Here is a 15,652-nt window from a genome sequence, read left to right as displayed (position 1 = left end):
TCAACATGCCCGTCGTCGTCGTCGAATCCCCGGCCAAGGCCAAGACCATCGAGAAATATCTCGGCGGCGACTACCGGGTCCTGGCCAGTTTCGGGCATGTCCGCGACCTGCCCCCCAAGGATGGCAGCGTCGATCCCGACCAGGATTTCGACATGAAATGGGAGGTGGCGGCCGACAGCCGCAAGCATCTCAAGGCGATCAAGGACGCGCTCAAGGACGACCAGACCCTGATCCTGGCCACCGACCCCGATCGCGAGGGCGAGGCGATCAGCTGGCATCTGCTAGCGGCCCTGCAGACCTCGCTCAAGAAGGGCGCGGCCGTCAGCCGCGTGACCTTCAACGCGATCACCAAGACCGCCGTGACCGAGGCGATGGCCCGGCCCCGCCAGATCGACCAGCCGCTGGTCGACGCCTATCTGGCGCGCCGCGCGCTGGATTACCTGGTGGGCTTCAAGCTGTCGCCGGTCCTGTGGCGCAAGCTGCCCGGCGCCAAGTCGGCGGGCCGCGTGCAATCCGTCTGCCTGCGCCTGATCGTCGACCGCGAGATGGAGATCGAGGCCTTCAAGGCCCGTGAATACTGGTCGGTCCATGCCCGCCTCGCCACTCCGGGCGGAGAGGAATACGACGCGACGCTGGTCTCGTTGGCCGGCAAGCGGCTGGACCGCTTCGATCTGGCCACCGCCGAACAGGCGGCGATGGCGCTCAGCGCGGTGGCCAGCCGCGATCTGAAGGTCGCCTCGGTCGCGGCCAAGCCCGCCAGCCGCAATCCCTGGCCGCCCTTCATGACCTCGACCCTGCAGCAGGAGGCCAGCCGCAAGATGGGCATGGGCGCCAAGGCCTGCATGTCTGCGGCGCAGCGGCTCTACGAGGCCGGGCTGATCACCTATATGCGGACCGACGGCATCGACATGGCGCCCGAGGCGGTGATGGCCGCCCGCGACGCGATCAAGGCCAAGTTCGGCGAGAAATACCTGCCGAAATCGCCGCGCATGTACAAGAACAAAGCCAAGAACGCGCAGGAAGCGCATGAATGCATCCGGCCGACCGACATGATGATGTCGCCCGACCGGCTGACGCTGTCGGCCGACGATCAGCGCAAGCTCTATGACCTGATCTGGAAGCGCACCATCGCCAGCCAGATGGAGGCCGCCCGGATGGAGCGCACCACGGTCGAGATCGCCAGCCCCGACGCCCAGGTCGGCCTGCGCGCCACCGGCCAGGTGATGCTGTTCGACGGCTTCCTGCGGGTCTATGACCAGGGCCGCGACGACGACGATGGCGAGGACAGCGCCCGCCTGCCGGCGATCACCGAGGGCGAGGCCGCCACGCTGGTCGCCGCCGCCTTCGACGACGAGTTCGCCCGCGCCCGCGACAAGGGCGGCGATGCGACCCCTGCGCCCCAGGGCCAGCGCGGGGCGCCGGGGCTTCTGGTCAACGACAAGGCCCAGGCCGCCGCGCGCCAGCATTTCACCCAGCCCCCACCGCGCTTCACCGAAGCGACGCTGGTCAAGCGCATGGAAGAATTGGGCATCGGCCGCCCCTCGACCTATGCCAGCATCGTGACCACGATCCAGGACCGCGACTATGTCCGCAAGGACAAGAACCGGCTGATCCCCGAGGACAAGGGCCGCTTGGTCACGACGTTCCTGATCAAGTATTTCCCACGCTATGTCAGTCACGACTTCACCGCCAATCTGGAAAACGAGCTGGACGAGATCAGCGCGGGCGACCTGATGTGGCGCGAGGTGCTGGGGCGGTTCTGGAAGGACTTCTCGAAGGCGCTGGAGGGCACCACCGAGCTGCGCATCACCGAGGTGCTGGAGGCGATCGACGAGGCCCTGGCCCCGCATCTCTACCCGCCCCGTGCGGATGGCGGCGATCCCCGGATCTGTCCGCTGTGCAATGCGGGCCGGCTGAACCTCAAGACGGCGCGGTCGGGCGGGGCCTTCATCGGTTGCACGAACTATCCCGACTGCCGCTATACCCGCCCCCTTTCGGCCCCCGATGGCGAGGAGCCGGTGGGCGACCGGGTCCTGGGCGAGGATGCGGGCGACCAGATCAGCCTCAAGACCGGGCGCTTCGGCCCCTATGTCCAGCGCGGCGAGGCCAGCGAAGAGGTGCCCAAGCCGCCCCGGTCCTCGATCCCCAAGGGCTGGGATGCGGGCAAGCTGGATCTGGACCAGGCCGTGCAGCTTCTGGCCCTGCCTCGCCCGATCGGCCCCCATCCCGAGGATGGCGTGCTGATCAAGGCCGGGATCGGGCGCTTCGGCCCCTATGTGAAGCATGGCGCGAAATATGCCAATATCGCGGATGTGGACGAGGTCTTCACCATCGGCATGAACCGTGCAGTCGAGGTTCTGGCCGCCAAGCAGATCCGTGGCGGACGGGGAGCCGCCGCCGCGCCCCTGCGCGAGATGGGCGAGCATCCCGATGGCGGGCCGATCCAGGTGATGGGCGGAAAATACGGGCCTTACGTGAAATGGGCCAAGGTGAATGCCACCCTGCCCCGCGACGTGACGCCCGAGGATCTGACCGTCGATCAGGCGCTGGAGTTGATCGCCGCCAAGGCCGCGAAATCCCCAGGCAAGAGCGCGAAGAAGCCGGCCGCAAAAAAACCGGCCGCGGCGGCCAAGAAGCCTGCCACCAAGAAGGCTGCACCCAAAGCGGCGACCAAGAAACCCGCCGCCAAGAAACCGGCGGCGAAGCGGGCTTCGGCCAAGGCGCCCGCGCCCGATGCATCGGGCGACGATCTGATCGACGAGAGCTGAGCAGGACCCCCTGCGATTGACAGCGCGGGGGCTGCAGGCGACAACTTGGGCCGACAGAGTGATCCGAGGGACGGGAGGACCGATGAAGAAGGTCTATGGAACGGCGGGCGAGGCCCTGGAGGGGCTCTTGCAGGACGGGATGTTCATCGCGGCAGGAGGGTTCGGCCTCTGCGGCATCCCCGAGCTGCTGATCGATGCGCTGGTCGAGAGCGGCGTGAAGGATCTGACCATCGCCAGCAACAATTGCGGCGTGGATGGGTTCGGTCTGGGCAAGCTGCTGGACACGCGCCAGATCCGCAAGATGCTGAGCAGCTATGTCGGCGAGAACGCCGAATTCATGCGCCAGTACCTGTCGGGCGAGCTGGAGCTGGAGTTCAACCCCCAAGGCACCCTGGCCGAGCGCATGCGCGCCGGCGGCAGCGGCATCCCCGGCTTCTACACCAAGACCGGCGTCGGCACCGTCATCGCCGAGGGCAAGGAGGTCAAGAATTTCGACGGCCAGGATTACATCCTGGAGCGCGGAATCGTGGCCGACCTGTCTATCGTGAAGGCCTGGAAAGCCGACGACACCGGCAACCTGGTGTTCCGCAAGACGGCGCGCAACTTCAACCCTCCAGCGGCGATGTGCGGCCGGGTCTGCGTGGCCGAGGTCGAGGAGATCGTCCCGCGCGGCAGCCTCGACCCCGACATGATCCACCTGCCCGGCATCTATGTGCACCGGATCGTCCAAGGGGTGCAGGAGAAGCGCATCGAGAAAGTCACCACCCGCCCGCGTGAGGAGGCCTGAACCATGCCCTGGGACCGCAACCAGATGGCCGCCCGCGCGGCCGAGGAACTTGAAGACGGCTGGTACGTGAACCTTGGCATCGGCATCCCGACGCTGGTGGCCAATTATGTCGGCGACAAGGACATCACGCTGCAGTCGGAAAACGGCATGCTGGGCATGGGCCCCTTCCCCTATGAGGGCGACGAGGATCCCGACCTGATCAATGCCGGCAAGCAGACCATCACCGAACTGTCCCGCACCTCGTATTTCGACAGCGCCACCAGCTTCGGGATGATCCGGGGCGGCAAGATCGCCGCCGCGATCCTGGGCGCCATGGAGGTGGCCGAGAACGGCGATCTGGCCAACTGGATGATCCCCGGCAAGCTGGTCAAGGGCATGGGCGGCGCGATGGATCTGGTCGCGGGCGTCGGCCGGGTGATCGTGGTCATGGACCACACCAACAAGGCAGGCGAGTCGAAGATCCTGCGCGAATGCACCCTGCCCCTGACGGGCAAGGCGGTTGTCGACCGGATCATCACCAATCTGGGTGTGCTGGACGTGGTGCCGGGGGGCCTGAGGATCGTGGAGCTGGCCGAGGGCGTCACCGAGGACGAATTGCGCGCGGCGACCGAGGCCACGCTGGTCTGAGGAACGCGCCATGAGGATGGGGTCGGCGGGGGGCCTTGCCCCCCGTCGTCGTTCCGACGACTCCCCCTAGGATATTTGTGCCAAGATGAAAGGGCAGGCGGATGGATGCAGCGGCGATCGAGGCGATGTTCACGAGCTCTGATGGCAGGTTTCTCTGTGCCCGGTGGGGGCGTCCGGTGGCGCCGGTGATCTTCGGGCTGGCCGAGGAGAGCTTGGACGTCTTTCGCGGAGCGTTGCGGGCGGGCTATGCCCATGCGCGCCATCCCCTCGCCGAGACCGATCCCGAGATGGGCGCCAATCTGATGCTGTTCTTCGTGCAGGACTGGGCCGAGCTGGAGGGCGTGCCGGATCTGGACCGGCTGACCGGGGTGCCCGGCCTGCCCGAGCGGCTGGCGCGGGAGGGGGCGGATCATTACCGGCTGTTCCGCTTTGACCCCGAGGGCGGGATCCGCGCCTGCCTGATGTTCCTGAACATGGGTGGAGCCTTGGGAGGCGCCCATCCGGGGGGGCTGGCGGAGCGGGTGACGATGCAGTCCATGCTGACCTTCGCGACCGAGATCGCGCCCTCGGCAGCGCTGGCGGGGGTGATCCGGGCGGCCTATGATCCGGTGCTGCCGGTGGCCACGACCCAGCCCGCGCATGCGCTGCGGCTGGCGGCGCGGATGGCGAGCTAGGGGGTCAGGCCCTCGGGATCGGGCAGACCGTTCGCGCGGGCCGTGGCGGTCAGGGTATTGGCCAGAAGGCAGGCGATGGTCATCGGCCCGACGCCGCCCGGCACCGGGGTCAGGGCGCCCGCGACCTGCAGGGCCGAGGCGCGATCGACATCGCCCACCAGCCCGGCCTCGGTGCGGTTGATGCCCACGTCGATCACCGTGGCGCCCGGGCGGATCCAGTCTCCGGTGACGAAGTTCGGGCGTCCCACGGCGGCCACCAGGATGTCGGCGCGGCGGCAGAGATCGGGCAGGTCCGACGTGCGCGAATGCGCGATGGTCACCGTCGCGCTGTCGCGCAGCAGCAGCTGGGCCATCGGCTTGCCGACGATGTTGCTGCGCCCGATCACCACCGCGTTGAGGCCCGCCAGGCTGCCCAGATGGTCGCGCAGCAGCATCAGGCAGCCAAGCGGCGTGCAGGGCACCATCGCCTTCTGTCCGGTCGCCAGACGGCCGACATTGAGGATGTGGAAGCCGTCGACGTCCTTCTCGGGCGCGATCGCATTGATGACCGCCGCCTCGTCCAGGCCCGCGGGCAGAGGCAACTGCACCAGGATCCCGTTCACCGCCGGATCGGCATTCAGCTGCGCGATCAGCGCCAGCAGCGCGTCCTGCGGCGTGTCGGCGGGCAGGCGATGTTCGAAGGAGGCCATGCCGACCTCGCGCGTCATGCGGCCCTTGGAGCGGACATAGACCTGGCTGGCGGGGTCCTCGCCCAGAAGGACCACGGCCAGGCCCGGGGTGATGCCCTGAGTCGCCAGCTTTGCCACATGGGCGGCGATGCGGGCGCGCAGCCGGGCCGCGAAGGCCGTGCCGTCGATGATCTGGGCAGTCATGGGCGATCCTTGTGCAACTGGCGCTCTTCCTGGGCGATGGCCGCCTCGATCAGCAGGCGCCAGATCCGGTCGTAGAGGTCGGGATCCAAGCCATGGCCCTGGGCATGGGCGCGGACATTGGCCACGACCTCCTCGACCCGGGCGTCGATCCGGGCGGGCATCCCGTTTCCGGACTTGATCTGCGCGGCACGGTCGATCAGCGCATGGCGTTCGGCCATCAGCGCCATCAGCCGGGCATCCAGCGCGTCGATCTCGACGCGCAGGGTGGCCATGTCGGGTATGTCCTGGATCCGTGTCATCGTTCCCGTCCCATGCACCGGGAGGACGGAAATCGCAACCCCGTGCCTAGGCCAGCGGGGCCCCGGCCAGACGGGTGCGCAATTGCCGCATCGAGTCGTGAAGCTTTTCCGCCTCACGGGCGCTGAGGCCGGTCGCGTCGCGGATGCTGGCCAGCACCTGATCCGACTGACCCTCAAGCTGGGCGCCCTTTTCGGTCAACGAAACGATCACCCGGCGTTCATCGCGCGAATCGCGGCGACGGGTGACCAGTTCGGCCCCCTCGAGCCGCTTGATCAGGGGCGTCAGGGTGCTGCTGTCCAGACCCAGCTGATCGCCGATCGCGCCAACGCTGAGGCCATCCCCGGACCAGAGCGTCATCATGACCAGAAACTGCGGATAGGTCAGGCCCAGGGGATCCAGCAGCGGCTTGTAGATGCGACCAAATGCCAGATTGGCGGCGTAGATCTCGAAGCACAGGGTGCAATCAAAAGGTGAAGAATCGTGCATCGCAGGCTGCTGGGGCATGGGGTCGTTCCGGAATGGGTCGCTGCCAGGCTGACTGGCCGATGTTGCATTGTCTGCAATATTGTATCGCACAGGAAACTTCCACGTAAAATCAGGACCATTTAGTCTATGTTAGCGCGCGGCATGGCCCGCCGCTGCGCCGGGCAAAGGCCCGATGAATTTTCTTTGAAAACAATGACTCGGAACAAAACGATCACTTCCCCGAGCAGGGACAAAGTTGCGCGGGATATGGCAGCCAACGGCCTGAACAGGTCCCGAGACAGGATGTCCTGCTGAAAAGCCCGGGGCCATATGCAAAAGAACCCCGGCCGCAGGCCGGGGTTCCCTTTGTCAGACAGTGATTTTTTTCTCAGGCCGGGGCGGGATCTCCGCCGGGGCTCGGCGCGGCACCCGTCTTGGGGATCGCCGTGACCGCCGGGATCAGGCTGGGCGGCGTGTCGTCATCGCCGCCGTCCAGCGCGTCACCGCGCAGGATGCGGGCGATTTCCTCGCCGGTCAGGGTCTCGTATTCCAGCAGGCCCCGGGCCATGCGCTCGAATTCGACCTCTTTCTCGATGAGGATTCGATAGGCTTCCTGATAGCCCTCCTCGATCAGGTCGCGGACCTCCTGCTCGATCAGCTCCTTGGTCGCCGCCGAGACCGAGAAGCCGCCGGTGCTGCCATTGTAGCCCTCATGCGCCTCGGCGTAGTCCACCGCGCCGACCTTGTCGGACATTCCCCACCGCATGACCATCGCCCGGGCCAGCGCGCTGGCCTGCTGGATGTCGCCCGCGGGGCCGTTCGAGACGCCTTCCTCACCGTACTTGATGATCTCGGCAGCCTTGCCGGCCATGGTCATGGTGATCTTCTGCTTGGCCTCGTCCTTGTGGAAGTTCAAGCGGTCCATCTCGGGCAGGCTGACGACCATGCCCAAGGCCCCGCCGCGCGGGATGATCGTCGCCTTGTAGACCGGATCGCATTTGGGCAGCGACAGGCCGACGACGGCATGACCTGCCTCGTGATAGGCGGTCTTTTCCTTCTGCTCGGGCGTCAGCACGAGACTGCGGCGTTCGACCCCCAGCATCACCTTGTCCTTGGCGCTTTCGAAATCGGCCATGCTGACGAAGCGGCGACCGATGCGGGCAGCGGTCAGCGCCGCCTCGTTCACCAGGTTCATCAGGTCGGCGCCCGAGAAGCCCGGCGTGCCGCGCGCGATCAGGCGCAGGTCCACATCGGGGCCGACCGGGACCTTGCGCGAGTGGACGGAGAGAATCTTCTCACGGCCCTTGATGTCGGGGTTGGGCACGTGAATCTGGCGGTCGAAGCGGCCCGGGCGCAGCAGCGCGGGGTCCAGCACGTCCTTGCGGTTAGTCGCGGCGATGATGATGATGCCTTCATTGGCCTCGAACCCGTCCATCTCGACCAGAAGCTGGTTCAGGGTCTGCTCGCGCTCGTCATTGCCGCCACCGATGCCCACGCCGCGCGCCCGGCCCACCGCATCGATCTCGTCGATGAAGAGGATGCAGGGGGCGGATTTCTTGGCCTGCTCGAACATGTCGCGCACGCGGCTGGCGCCGACGCCAACGAACATCTCGACGAAATCGGACCCCGAGATGGTGAAGAAGGGCACGCCCGCCTCGCCCGCGATGGCACGGGCCAAGAGCGTCTTGCCGGTGCCCGGAGGGCCGACCAGCAGCGCGCCTTTGGGGATCTTGCCGCCCAAGCGGCTGAACTTCTGCGGGTTGCGCAGGAATTCGACGATCTCTTCCAGCTCTTCCTTGGCCTCATCGATGCCGGCCACGTCGTCGAAGGTCACGCGGCCATGCTTTTCGGTCAAGAGCTTTGCCTTGGACTTGCCAAAGCCCATCGCCCCGCCTTTGCCACCGCCCTGCATGCGGTTCATGAAGAAGATCCAGACCCCGATCAGCAGGATGAAGGGCAGCCACACGCCCAGCATCGACATGAAGCCGCTGCTCTGCTGCTTGACGACCCGCACATCCACGCCCTGCTGGATCAGCCGGTCGCTGATATCCTCGCCCATCGGGCGGACGGTGGCGAATTGCTGGCCGTCGACGCCGGTGATCGCGACATCCTCGCCGTCGATCGTCACGGCGGTGACCTGATCGTTCTGCACGCGCTGGATGAAGTCGGAATAGCTGATCTGGCGGCTGTTCATGGTGTTCGACCCGTCGCTGAACAGGTTGAACAGGGCCAGGATCATCAGGAACAGTACCACCCAGAAGGCGAAGTTGCGTGCATTGCCCAAAAAGGGTCCTCCGGCGGAATATGGTTTGAACAGAAAATAGGGATTATTCGCGCAGGTTCAATGCGCCTTCACCAGCCTGCGGAAATCTGCCGCGCCCCGCAGGGGCCGAATCGTCCAGGCCGCCGCTTCGCGCAGCAGCAAAGGGGCCACCAGCGCCTCGCCCTGCCAGATCGCGGGGCTGGCCGCCGCCTCGTCGCGCAAGAGCCCCGAATCACGCCAAGGCAGCCGCGACAGCGCGTCGAAGCCAAGCGCCGCGACATGCTGGCCGGGCGCCAGACCGCCGATCGTCCAGCGGCGGTCCCAGATTTTGTCGGTCGTGGCCCCGGCACGCTGCGCGGCGGCGGCCTCGCGCGTGACCCGCAACCCGGTCGCGGTCGGAGAGATCATCGCCCCGTCCAAGGTCACCCGCCCCTGCGCCATCACCGCCTCCAGCGCGTGCAGCAGGGTCGCGCGGCGCGGCGGATAGTCGCCCCCGGTGACCCACCGGCAGGCGGCGACCAGGATGCGGCGGCGGATCTCGGGCGGGGCCTCGCGCAGGGCGGCGCGCGACAGGGTCAGGCTGCCCCGCTCGGCCTCGGCCTCTTTCGAGACCAGCGCGGCATAGGCGGACAGTGCGTCGCGGGCATCGCCGATATGCCCGGCGGACCGCGCCAGCCCCGACACGTCCAGCCCGAGCGAGGCGATGGCCTGCCGGGCGCGCACGCGGTCGTAATCGGCATTGTCGTTGGTGGGATCGTCGATCCAGCCGATGCCGCGTGCACTCAGCCAGTCGCGCAGATCGGCCCGGCCCGCGCCCAGCATCGGGCGCAGCCAGCGCATCCCGAAGGCGTCGCGCCATTCGGCCATGGCCGCCAGCCCGTCGATCCCCGAGCCCCGCGCCAGCCGCATGACCAGCGTCTCGGCCAGGTCGTTGGCGGTGTGGCCAAGCGCCACGGCGGGCAGCTCGTTGCGCTGTGCCCAGCCCGACAGCAGCCGCAGCCGCGCGTCGCGGGCCTGGGCCATCAGGTTGCCTTGCTGCGTGTCGCGGCGCCACAGCAGGATGGCATGGGGCAGGCCCAGGGCGCGGGCGGCGCGGGCGACCTCGTCGGCCTCCTCGGCGCTGCCCTCGCGCAGGCCGTGATCGACCGTGGCCACCATCAGCCGCCGGCCCCGCGCCCATTCGGCGGCCACATGCATCATCGCGATCGAATCGCCTCCGCCCGAGACCGCAAGTCCCAGGGCCGGAAGATCTCCGGCCAGCCGGTCCAGCGCGGCCAGGATGCGGCCGGCGGGGTCGCCCGTCACTGGTGTTCGGCCAGATCGGCGGCCGCCTCGGGGTCCAGCGTGGGATCCAGCAGCGGGTCCAGCGCGCCCAGATCGGTGATGCCGCAGCCAAGCCGGGTCACCTGCTGTTCGGCCTCCAGCGCCTGCGGGCTGCCGGGAAAGCGGGCCGGGATCTCGGCCAGATAGAGGCAGGCGGCGGTGGCCTCGCCCTGCCCCTCGATCACCCGGGCGATGCCCAGCAGGCTGTCGCCCGCCAGCACGCCGTCGGGATCGGCGGCGAAGCCCTCCAGCCAGGCGGTGGCGGCCTCGCGCGGCTGGCCGGCCATGTCCAGCGCCTGGCCGCGCAGGAACAGCGCCTCGGCGGTCAGCGGACCGCCCGCATGGGTCTCGGCCACATCGGCGAACATCTGCGCCGCACGGGCATGATCGCCGCTGGCCATCACCGCACTGGCGGCGTCGAAATCGGACCGCTCGGCGGCGGTCGCGGCAGGCCCGCCGCCCCCATCCGCCGCGGGCTGCGAGGGCGCCAGTTCCGGCGTCATCCCGGTCGGCGCCTGCGGCACCGTCAGCGCGCTCAGATCGCAGGCGGGATCGACCTCGCAGAGGCGGAATTCCAGATCGGCCAGCCGCCGCTCGCCATCGCCGGCAATGCGGTTGACGCGGTTCTGCAGCTGTTCGGTCTGGTTGGTCAGGCGCATCAGCTGCGCCTCCATCGCGTTCATGCGGTCGATGGCCCCGGCCCCGCCCGCCGCCTGGAACCCGGCGGCGCCCGAGGCGACCAGCTCGGCGCGCAGCGATTGCAACTGGCCGCGCAACTCGGTCACCTGCTGGCGCATGTCGGCCAGCGTCGCCGCATCGGGCGCCGCCTGCGCCAAGGCCCCGAAGGGCAGCGCCAAGGCCAGGATCAGGGCCGATGCCAGCCGCATCACATGCCGATCCCGGTCGGGCTCGTCCCCATCCGGGGCGTGGCGGATTGGGGTGCGTTGGATTGGGGTGCGGTGGATTGAGGCGCGATGGCTTGGGGTGCGGCAGTCTGGGTGATGCCGGTCTGCGCCCCACCAGCTTGCGGCGCGGCAGAGACCACCATCGGGGCCGCGGGCGCGGCTTCTGTCACCACCGTCACCACGCGGCGGTTCTGCGCATAGCAGCCCTCGTCCGAACAGGTGGCGGCGGGGCGTTCCTTGCCGAAGGACAGGGTGCGGATGCGGTCGGGGGCCACGCCCTGCGCCACCAGATATTCCTGCACCGCGCTGGCCCGGCGGGCACCCAAAGCCAGGTTATATTCGCGCGTGCCGGTTTCCTCGGCATGGCCCTGCACGACGGCGGTGAAGCCCGCATGCTGGGACAGCCAGCCGGCCTGCCGGGCCAGGATCTCTCGCGCCTCCGCCGTCAGGGTCGTCTGGTCGGCGGGAAAACGCACGGTGTCGCCGATCGCGCTCTGGAAATACTGCGTGGTCGCCTGCGCGCCCAGGACGCCGCCGGCCAGATCGCCCTGGAACACCGCCCCGCTGCCGGTGCTGGCATAGGGATCGGTGACGGGGGCCGCCACGGGCGGCGCGGGCTGGGCACAACCCGCCAGAGCCAGAAGGGCAGCCAGCAGGGCGGATGTCTTGGCGGATGTCGGGGCGGCGTTCATCATGTCATCCTCATGGCATCAGGGGTCCCCAGGACGGGTCCGAGGCGGCAAAGTCCAGATTCATCGGTCGCATGTTGCGCCCGGTGATGTCCACCGAATGCAGCCGGGGCTGGCCGTTTCCGCCCGGGGTGACACGCGTGAACATCACCACGCGGCCATTGGGCGCCCAGGTCGGCCCCTCGTCCAGGAAGGATTCGGTCAGCATCTGCTCGGACGAGCCGTCGGTGCGCATCACCCCGATATGGAATCGGTCGCCGATCTGCTTGGTGAAGGCCACCATGTCGCCCTTGGGCGACCAGGCGGGGGTGCCATAGCGCCCCTCGCCAAAGCTGATGCGCACGGGTTCCGCCCCGTCCAGCCCCATGATGTACAGCTGCGGCGTCCCCGAGCGGTCGCTTTCGAAGACCACGCGCTGCCCGTCCGGGCTGAAGCCGGGCGAGGTGTCGATGGCGGGCGAATTGGTCAGCGGCCGCTGCGCTCCGGTCGCCACGTCCATCAGCCAGATGTCGGTATTGCCGCCCTGCTCGCGCGAATAGGCCACCCACCGCCCGTCCGGGCTGAAGGTCGGCGCGAAGGCCATGGTCGAGGCGTCCTGCGTCAGGGGCCGGGCGCTGACGCTGGCCACGTCCATCAGCTGGATCTGCGGAAAGCCGCTGTCATAGCTGGTGTACAGCAGCCGCCGCCCGTCCGGCGAGAACTTGGGCGCCAGCACCAAAGACGAGCTGTCGGTCATCCACAGGATGTTGGCGCCGTCGTAATCCATCACCCCGATCCGCTTTATGCGGGCGTTCTTGGGGCCGGTTTCCTGCACGAAGGCCACGCGGCTGTCGAAATAGGGCTTCTCGCCGGTCAGCCGGGCATAGATCTGGTCGGCGATCTTGTGCGCGGCGCGGCGCCAGTCGCTGGCGCGGGCGTCGAACTGCATCCCGTCGCCTTGCGGCTGCCCCGAGACCACATCGAACAGCCGGAACCGCACGCTGATGTTCTCGCCCATCTGCCGCACCTCGGCCGAGACCAGCGCCTGTGCGTCGACCGCGCGCCAGTCCTCGTAGCTGACCGCCTCGGCAAAGCTGCCGGGCCGCGCGACCTGCGCCTCGGCGGGGATCTCGCGGAAAAGGCCGGTGCCGGTCAGATCCTCGGCCACCACCGCGCGGACGCGGGCGGCGATCTCGGCATCGCCGTGGAAGGCGGGAATGGCGATGGTCATCGGCTCGATCACGCCGTCGGTGATCTCGATGCGCAGCGGCGCGTCCTGCGCCAGCAGGGGTCCGGCCGGCAGCAGGGCTGCGGCCAGGGCGAGGGCGGAAGCAAGGATCGAGGGTCGGAACATGGCGTGGTCATTACCTTTCATCGGCAGCGGGCGAAAGGCCGCCCGCCGCAAGCGTGCTCTCAGAACGTGACGCCGCCGGGCCGGAAATCGACCACGACATCGCGCCAGCGCCCGTATTTCGAGGCCGGCAGATCGAAGCCTGCACGCCCGCACATCAGGATGGCGCGACGCGCGACCTCGAAGGCCTGCTGGGCGGCGGTCTCGCTGCCGCCCTGAAAGCCGGCAAGGCGCAGGCTGTCCTGGTCGGGCTGGCCGTCGGGCGACAGCGTGAAGCCGACCGAGACGGTCATCTGCGAGGCCTCGACCGACAGCGCGCCCATGTTCCAGCAGTTCTGGATGGCAAAGCGCAGCCCGTCGCGCTCCGACAGGGTCAGCGGATCGCCCATCGGCAGCCCCGCCCCCGGATCGGCCAGCGGCGTGGTTTGGATCTGATCGATCGGGCCCGGGGTCAGGCGCATCATGTCCGCAGGCGGGCCCGAGGGATCGTTCGCGGGATCCGCCGAGGCGCCGGTCCCGGCCATCGCCCCCGCCAGCGCGGCGGCCAGCGGATCGAGCCCCGCCGAAGCGCCGCTGCCCCCCTCGATCGTCTGCGTCTCGCCGCCCGGGGTCTGACCGGTCGAGGCCGTGTCCTGCCCCCCGCCGCCCGACTGCGCCTCGCGCAGCGCATCCTCCAGCGCCTGCCGGTCGGCCTCGGCCCGCGCAGCAGCTTCGGCGGCGGCCTGACGTTCCGCGTCGGCGGCGGCCTGGCGCGCGGCTTCTGCTTGGCGTTCCGCTTCGGCAGCTGCCGCTTGGCGCGCGGCTTCTGCCTGACGCTCCGCCTCGGCAGCCGCAGCTTGGCGTTCGGCCTCTGCCTGACGTTCCGCTTCGGCGGCTGCTGCTTGGCGCTCTGCCTCGGCCTCAGCTTCCGCAGCAGCCTGGCGTTCGGCTTCAGCGGCGGCCTCGGCTGCCGCCTGACGTTCCGCCTCGGCTTCGGCAGCCTCCGCAGCCTGACGCTCTGCCTCGGCCGCAGCTTCCGCAGCGGCAAGCCGCTCCGCTTCCGCTTCCGCGTCGACGGCAGCCTGACGTTCGGCTTCGGCTGCTGCCTCTGCGGCGGCAAGGCGCTCCGCTTCCGCGTCGGCGGCGGCCTGACGCTCCGCCTCTGCCGCTGCCTGACGTTCCTCTTCAGCGGCATCCGCTGCAGCCTGGCGCGCGGCGTCGGCAGCGGCCTGTGCTGCCGCCTCGGCGGCAGCCTGCTGTTCGGCCTCGGCAGCCGCTGCCGCATCGGCGGCGGCCTGGCGCTCGGCCTGTGCTTCCGCCTCCGCTGCTGCTTGGCGCGCCGCGTCGGCCTCCGCCTCGGCGGCAGCTTGGCGTTCAGCTTCTGCCGCAGCCTCACGCTCGGCGGCCAGTTCCTGCTCCGCCGCGGCGGCAGCGGCGGCGTCAGCAGCGGCCTGACGTTCGGCCTCGGCGGCGGCATTGGCGGCCTGCTGCCGTGCGGCTTCGGCGGCCTGCTGCTGCGCCTCGGCGGCCTCACGTTCCGCCACCAAAGCCGCCTGCTGCTCGGCCTCGGCCTGCGCCACGCGGCGGTTGAAGGCCTCGACCAGACCGGCGGGCCGGTCCTGCGGGCGGGGCGAGGCGTCCAGCGCCAGGACGGATCGCGGCGCGACCGGCACCGCCGGGGCGTCCGCCATGGGCGCGGCAGGCTGGGCAGGCTGCGTGGGCTGGGCCTCGGCCAGAGGTGCTGTGGGGGTGTCGGGCATCGCGGGAGGCGCCTCGGCCCCGGCGGTCTGGTTGGCGCTTGGCGCGGGCAGGTCGGTCGCCACGTCGACGGGCATCGTGGGCGCGAAATCGCTCAGGTCGGGCTGCGCCTCGGCGGCATCGGGCGCCGGCAGCGCCTCGGCCTGGCCCGTCTGCGGGGGCGCGGCATCGACGGGGCGTGCGGCCCCGTCCTCGTCGGGGTCCACCGGATCTGGCAGGCTGGCCACCGCGGTCGCCTCGGCGCCCACCGGCCCTGCCCCGCGTGCGGCGGCAGCCATCGCCTCGAACTCGGCGCCGCTGACGGTCGAGACCTGCGTCGTGCGCACCGGATGGTCGGGCTGGGGCCGGAACAGCGCGCCGCCCAGGATCGCCCAGAGGATCAGCGACCCGTGCGCCACCCCCGAGACCCAATAGCCGATGCGCCCCTCGCGGTCCTCCATGGCCTAGTTGCCCGTCCCGGCCGCGTCCATGCGCGGTCCGCCGGTCTCGGTGACCAGCACGATGTCGGTGATGCCCGCCGCGTTCAGCGCGCCCATGATCTGCACCACGCGGCTATAGGGGATGGTGCCGTCGGCGCGCAGGAACACGCGGGCGGTGCTGCGGTCCGCCAGGGCTGTGCGCAGGGCGGTGACCATCTGGTCGTCGGACACCGGCTGGTCCATGACCTGCATCGAACCCTCGGCGGGCACGGCGATGACCAGCGGCTCCTCCTGTTCGGTGGGCACGGCGCTGGCGGCGGTCTCGGGCAGGTTCAATGGCACGCCCGCCGTCATCAGCGGCGCGGCCACCATGAAGATGATCAGCAGCACCAGCATCACGTCCACGAAGGGCGTGACGTTGATCTCGGACATCGGCATGTTGCGCCGACGTCCCTTGCGGCTGGCCCGCTTGACGACCGAGGATGCCATCGCC

General features: G+C 69.3%; 14 protein-coding genes. 4 read left to right on the top strand and 10 right to left on the bottom strand.

Going from position 1 to position 15,652, the window contains the following annotated elements:
* Positions 1–5 precede the first annotated feature (5 nt).
* The 4 genes from topA (at position 6) to FA743_RS13945 (ending at position 4,856) form a co-directional block, all read left to right on the top strand.
* Entirely contained in the window at positions 6–2,768 is a 2,763-nt protein-coding gene (gene topA / locus FA743_RS13960) for a type I DNA topoisomerase (protein WP_136886718.1), read from the top strand.
* Between the two features lie 82 nt (positions 2,769–2,850).
* Entirely contained in the window at positions 2,851–3,555 is a 705-nt protein-coding gene (locus FA743_RS13955; RefSeq protein WP_136886717.1) for a CoA transferase subunit A, read from the top strand.
* 3 nt (positions 3,556–3,558) lie between these two features.
* Positions 3,559–4,182 (top strand): CoA transferase subunit B, encoded by a 624-nt coding sequence (locus FA743_RS13950; protein WP_136886716.1) that lies wholly within the window; start codon positions 3,559–3,561, stop codon positions 4,180–4,182.
* A gap of 101 nt (positions 4,183–4,283) precedes the next feature.
* Positions 4,284–4,856, top strand: coding sequence for a hypothetical protein (locus FA743_RS13945; RefSeq protein ID WP_136886715.1), 573 nt, complete (start codon positions 4,284–4,286; stop codon positions 4,854–4,856).
* Here the strand turns inward: FA743_RS13945 and folD are convergent.
* The 10 genes from folD to tolR form a co-directional block, all read right to left on the bottom strand.
* A complete protein-coding gene (folD, locus tag FA743_RS13940) occupies positions 4,853–5,728 on the bottom strand; it encodes a bifunctional methylenetetrahydrofolate dehydrogenase/methenyltetrahydrofolate cyclohydrolase FolD (RefSeq protein WP_136886714.1) in 876 nt (291 codons plus the stop codon). The two genes, FA743_RS13945 and folD, sit on opposite strands and share 4 nt — an antisense overlap.
* A complete protein-coding gene (locus tag FA743_RS13935) occupies positions 5,725–6,027 on the bottom strand; it encodes a chorismate mutase (protein WP_136886713.1) in 303 nt (100 codons plus the stop codon). The genes folD and FA743_RS13935 overlap by 4 nt, the downstream gene beginning before the upstream one ends.
* 46 nt (positions 6,028–6,073) lie before the next feature.
* Positions 6,074–6,532: a MarR family winged helix-turn-helix transcriptional regulator gene (locus tag FA743_RS13930; RefSeq protein WP_136886712.1), complete on the bottom strand. Its 459-nt coding sequence runs from the start codon at positions 6,530–6,532 to the stop codon at positions 6,074–6,076.
* A 349-nt stretch (positions 6,533–6,881) separates the two neighbouring features.
* Positions 6,882–8,777, bottom strand: a complete 1,896-nt coding sequence (gene ftsH / locus FA743_RS13925) for an ATP-dependent zinc metalloprotease FtsH (protein ID WP_136886711.1) — start codon at positions 8,775–8,777, stop codon at positions 6,882–6,884.
* Between the two features lie 57 nt (positions 8,778–8,834).
* Positions 8,835–10,061 carry a tRNA lysidine(34) synthetase TilS gene (gene tilS / locus FA743_RS13920; RefSeq protein ID WP_136886710.1) on the bottom strand — a complete coding sequence of 409 codons (1,227 nt, stop codon included), beginning with the start codon at positions 10,059–10,061 and terminating at the stop codon, positions 8,835–8,837.
* Positions 10,058–10,966: a tol-pal system YbgF family protein gene (locus FA743_RS13915; protein ID WP_136886709.1), complete on the bottom strand. Its 909-nt coding sequence runs from the start codon at positions 10,964–10,966 to the stop codon at positions 10,058–10,060. The genes tilS and FA743_RS13915 overlap by 4 nt, the downstream gene beginning before the upstream one ends.
* Positions 10,966–11,679 (bottom strand): peptidoglycan-associated lipoprotein Pal, encoded by a 714-nt coding sequence (gene pal / locus FA743_RS13910; protein ID WP_342774398.1) that lies wholly within the window; start codon positions 11,677–11,679, stop codon positions 10,966–10,968. Before pal ends, FA743_RS13915 begins: the two co-directional genes overlap by 1 nt.
* Before the next feature lie 7 nt (positions 11,680–11,686).
* Positions 11,687–13,006: a Tol-Pal system beta propeller repeat protein TolB gene (tolB, locus tag FA743_RS13905; protein ID WP_136886707.1), complete on the bottom strand. Its 1,320-nt coding sequence runs from the start codon at positions 13,004–13,006 to the stop codon at positions 11,687–11,689.
* Between the two features lie 59 nt (positions 13,007–13,065).
* A complete protein-coding gene (locus tag FA743_RS13900; RefSeq protein ID WP_136886706.1) occupies positions 13,066–15,180 on the bottom strand; it encodes a hypothetical protein in 2,115 nt (704 codons plus the stop codon).
* Between the two features lie 3 nt (positions 15,181–15,183).
* Positions 15,184–15,648, bottom strand: coding sequence for a protein TolR (gene tolR, locus FA743_RS13895; RefSeq protein ID WP_136886705.1), 465 nt, complete (start codon positions 15,646–15,648; stop codon positions 15,184–15,186).
* Positions 15,649–15,652 lie beyond the last annotated feature (4 nt).

Source organism: Paracoccus gahaiensis (assembly GCF_005048225.1).
Taxonomy (GTDB): Bacteria; Pseudomonadota; Alphaproteobacteria; order Rhodobacterales; family Rhodobacteraceae; genus Paracoccus; species Paracoccus gahaiensis.
The sequence above is the reverse complement of the archived record's forward strand: the minus strand, read 5'-3'. Positions and strand labels throughout refer to the sequence as shown.

Coding starts and splice junctions, on each gene's coding strand:
- FA743_RS13915 (WP_136886709.1), bottom strand. CDS start 10,966: ATGCGGCTGGCATCGGCCCTGATCCTGGCCTTGGCGCTGCCCTTCGGG.
- pal (WP_342774398.1), bottom strand. CDS start 11,679: ATGATGAACGCCGCCCCGACATCCGCCAAGACATCCGCCCTGCTGGCT.
- FA743_RS13955 (WP_136886717.1), top strand. CDS start 2,851: ATGAAGAAGGTCTATGGAACGGCGGGCGAGGCCCTGGAGGGGCTCTTG.
- topA (WP_136886718.1), top strand. CDS start 6: ATGCCCGTCGTCGTCGTCGAATCCCCGGCCAAGGCCAAGACCATCGAG.
- folD (WP_136886714.1), bottom strand. CDS start 5,728: ATGACTGCCCAGATCATCGACGGCACGGCCTTCGCGGCCCGGCTGCGC.
- FA743_RS13950 (WP_136886716.1), top strand. CDS start 3,559: ATGCCCTGGGACCGCAACCAGATGGCCGCCCGCGCGGCCGAGGAACTT.
- tolR (WP_136886705.1), bottom strand. CDS start 15,648: ATGGCATCCTCGGTCGTCAAGCGGGCCAGCCGCAAGGGACGTCGGCGC.
- FA743_RS13945 (WP_136886715.1), top strand. CDS start 4,284: ATGGATGCAGCGGCGATCGAGGCGATGTTCACGAGCTCTGATGGCAGG.
- tolB (WP_136886707.1), bottom strand. CDS start 13,006: ATGTTCCGACCCTCGATCCTTGCTTCCGCCCTCGCCCTGGCCGCAGCC.
- FA743_RS13930 (WP_136886712.1), bottom strand. CDS start 6,532: ATGCCCCAGCAGCCTGCGATGCACGATTCTTCACCTTTTGATTGCACC.
- FA743_RS13935 (WP_136886713.1), bottom strand. CDS start 6,027: ATGACACGGATCCAGGACATACCCGACATGGCCACCCTGCGCGTCGAG.
- FA743_RS13900 (WP_136886706.1), bottom strand. CDS start 15,180: ATGGAGGACCGCGAGGGGCGCATCGGCTATTGGGTCTCGGGGGTGGCG.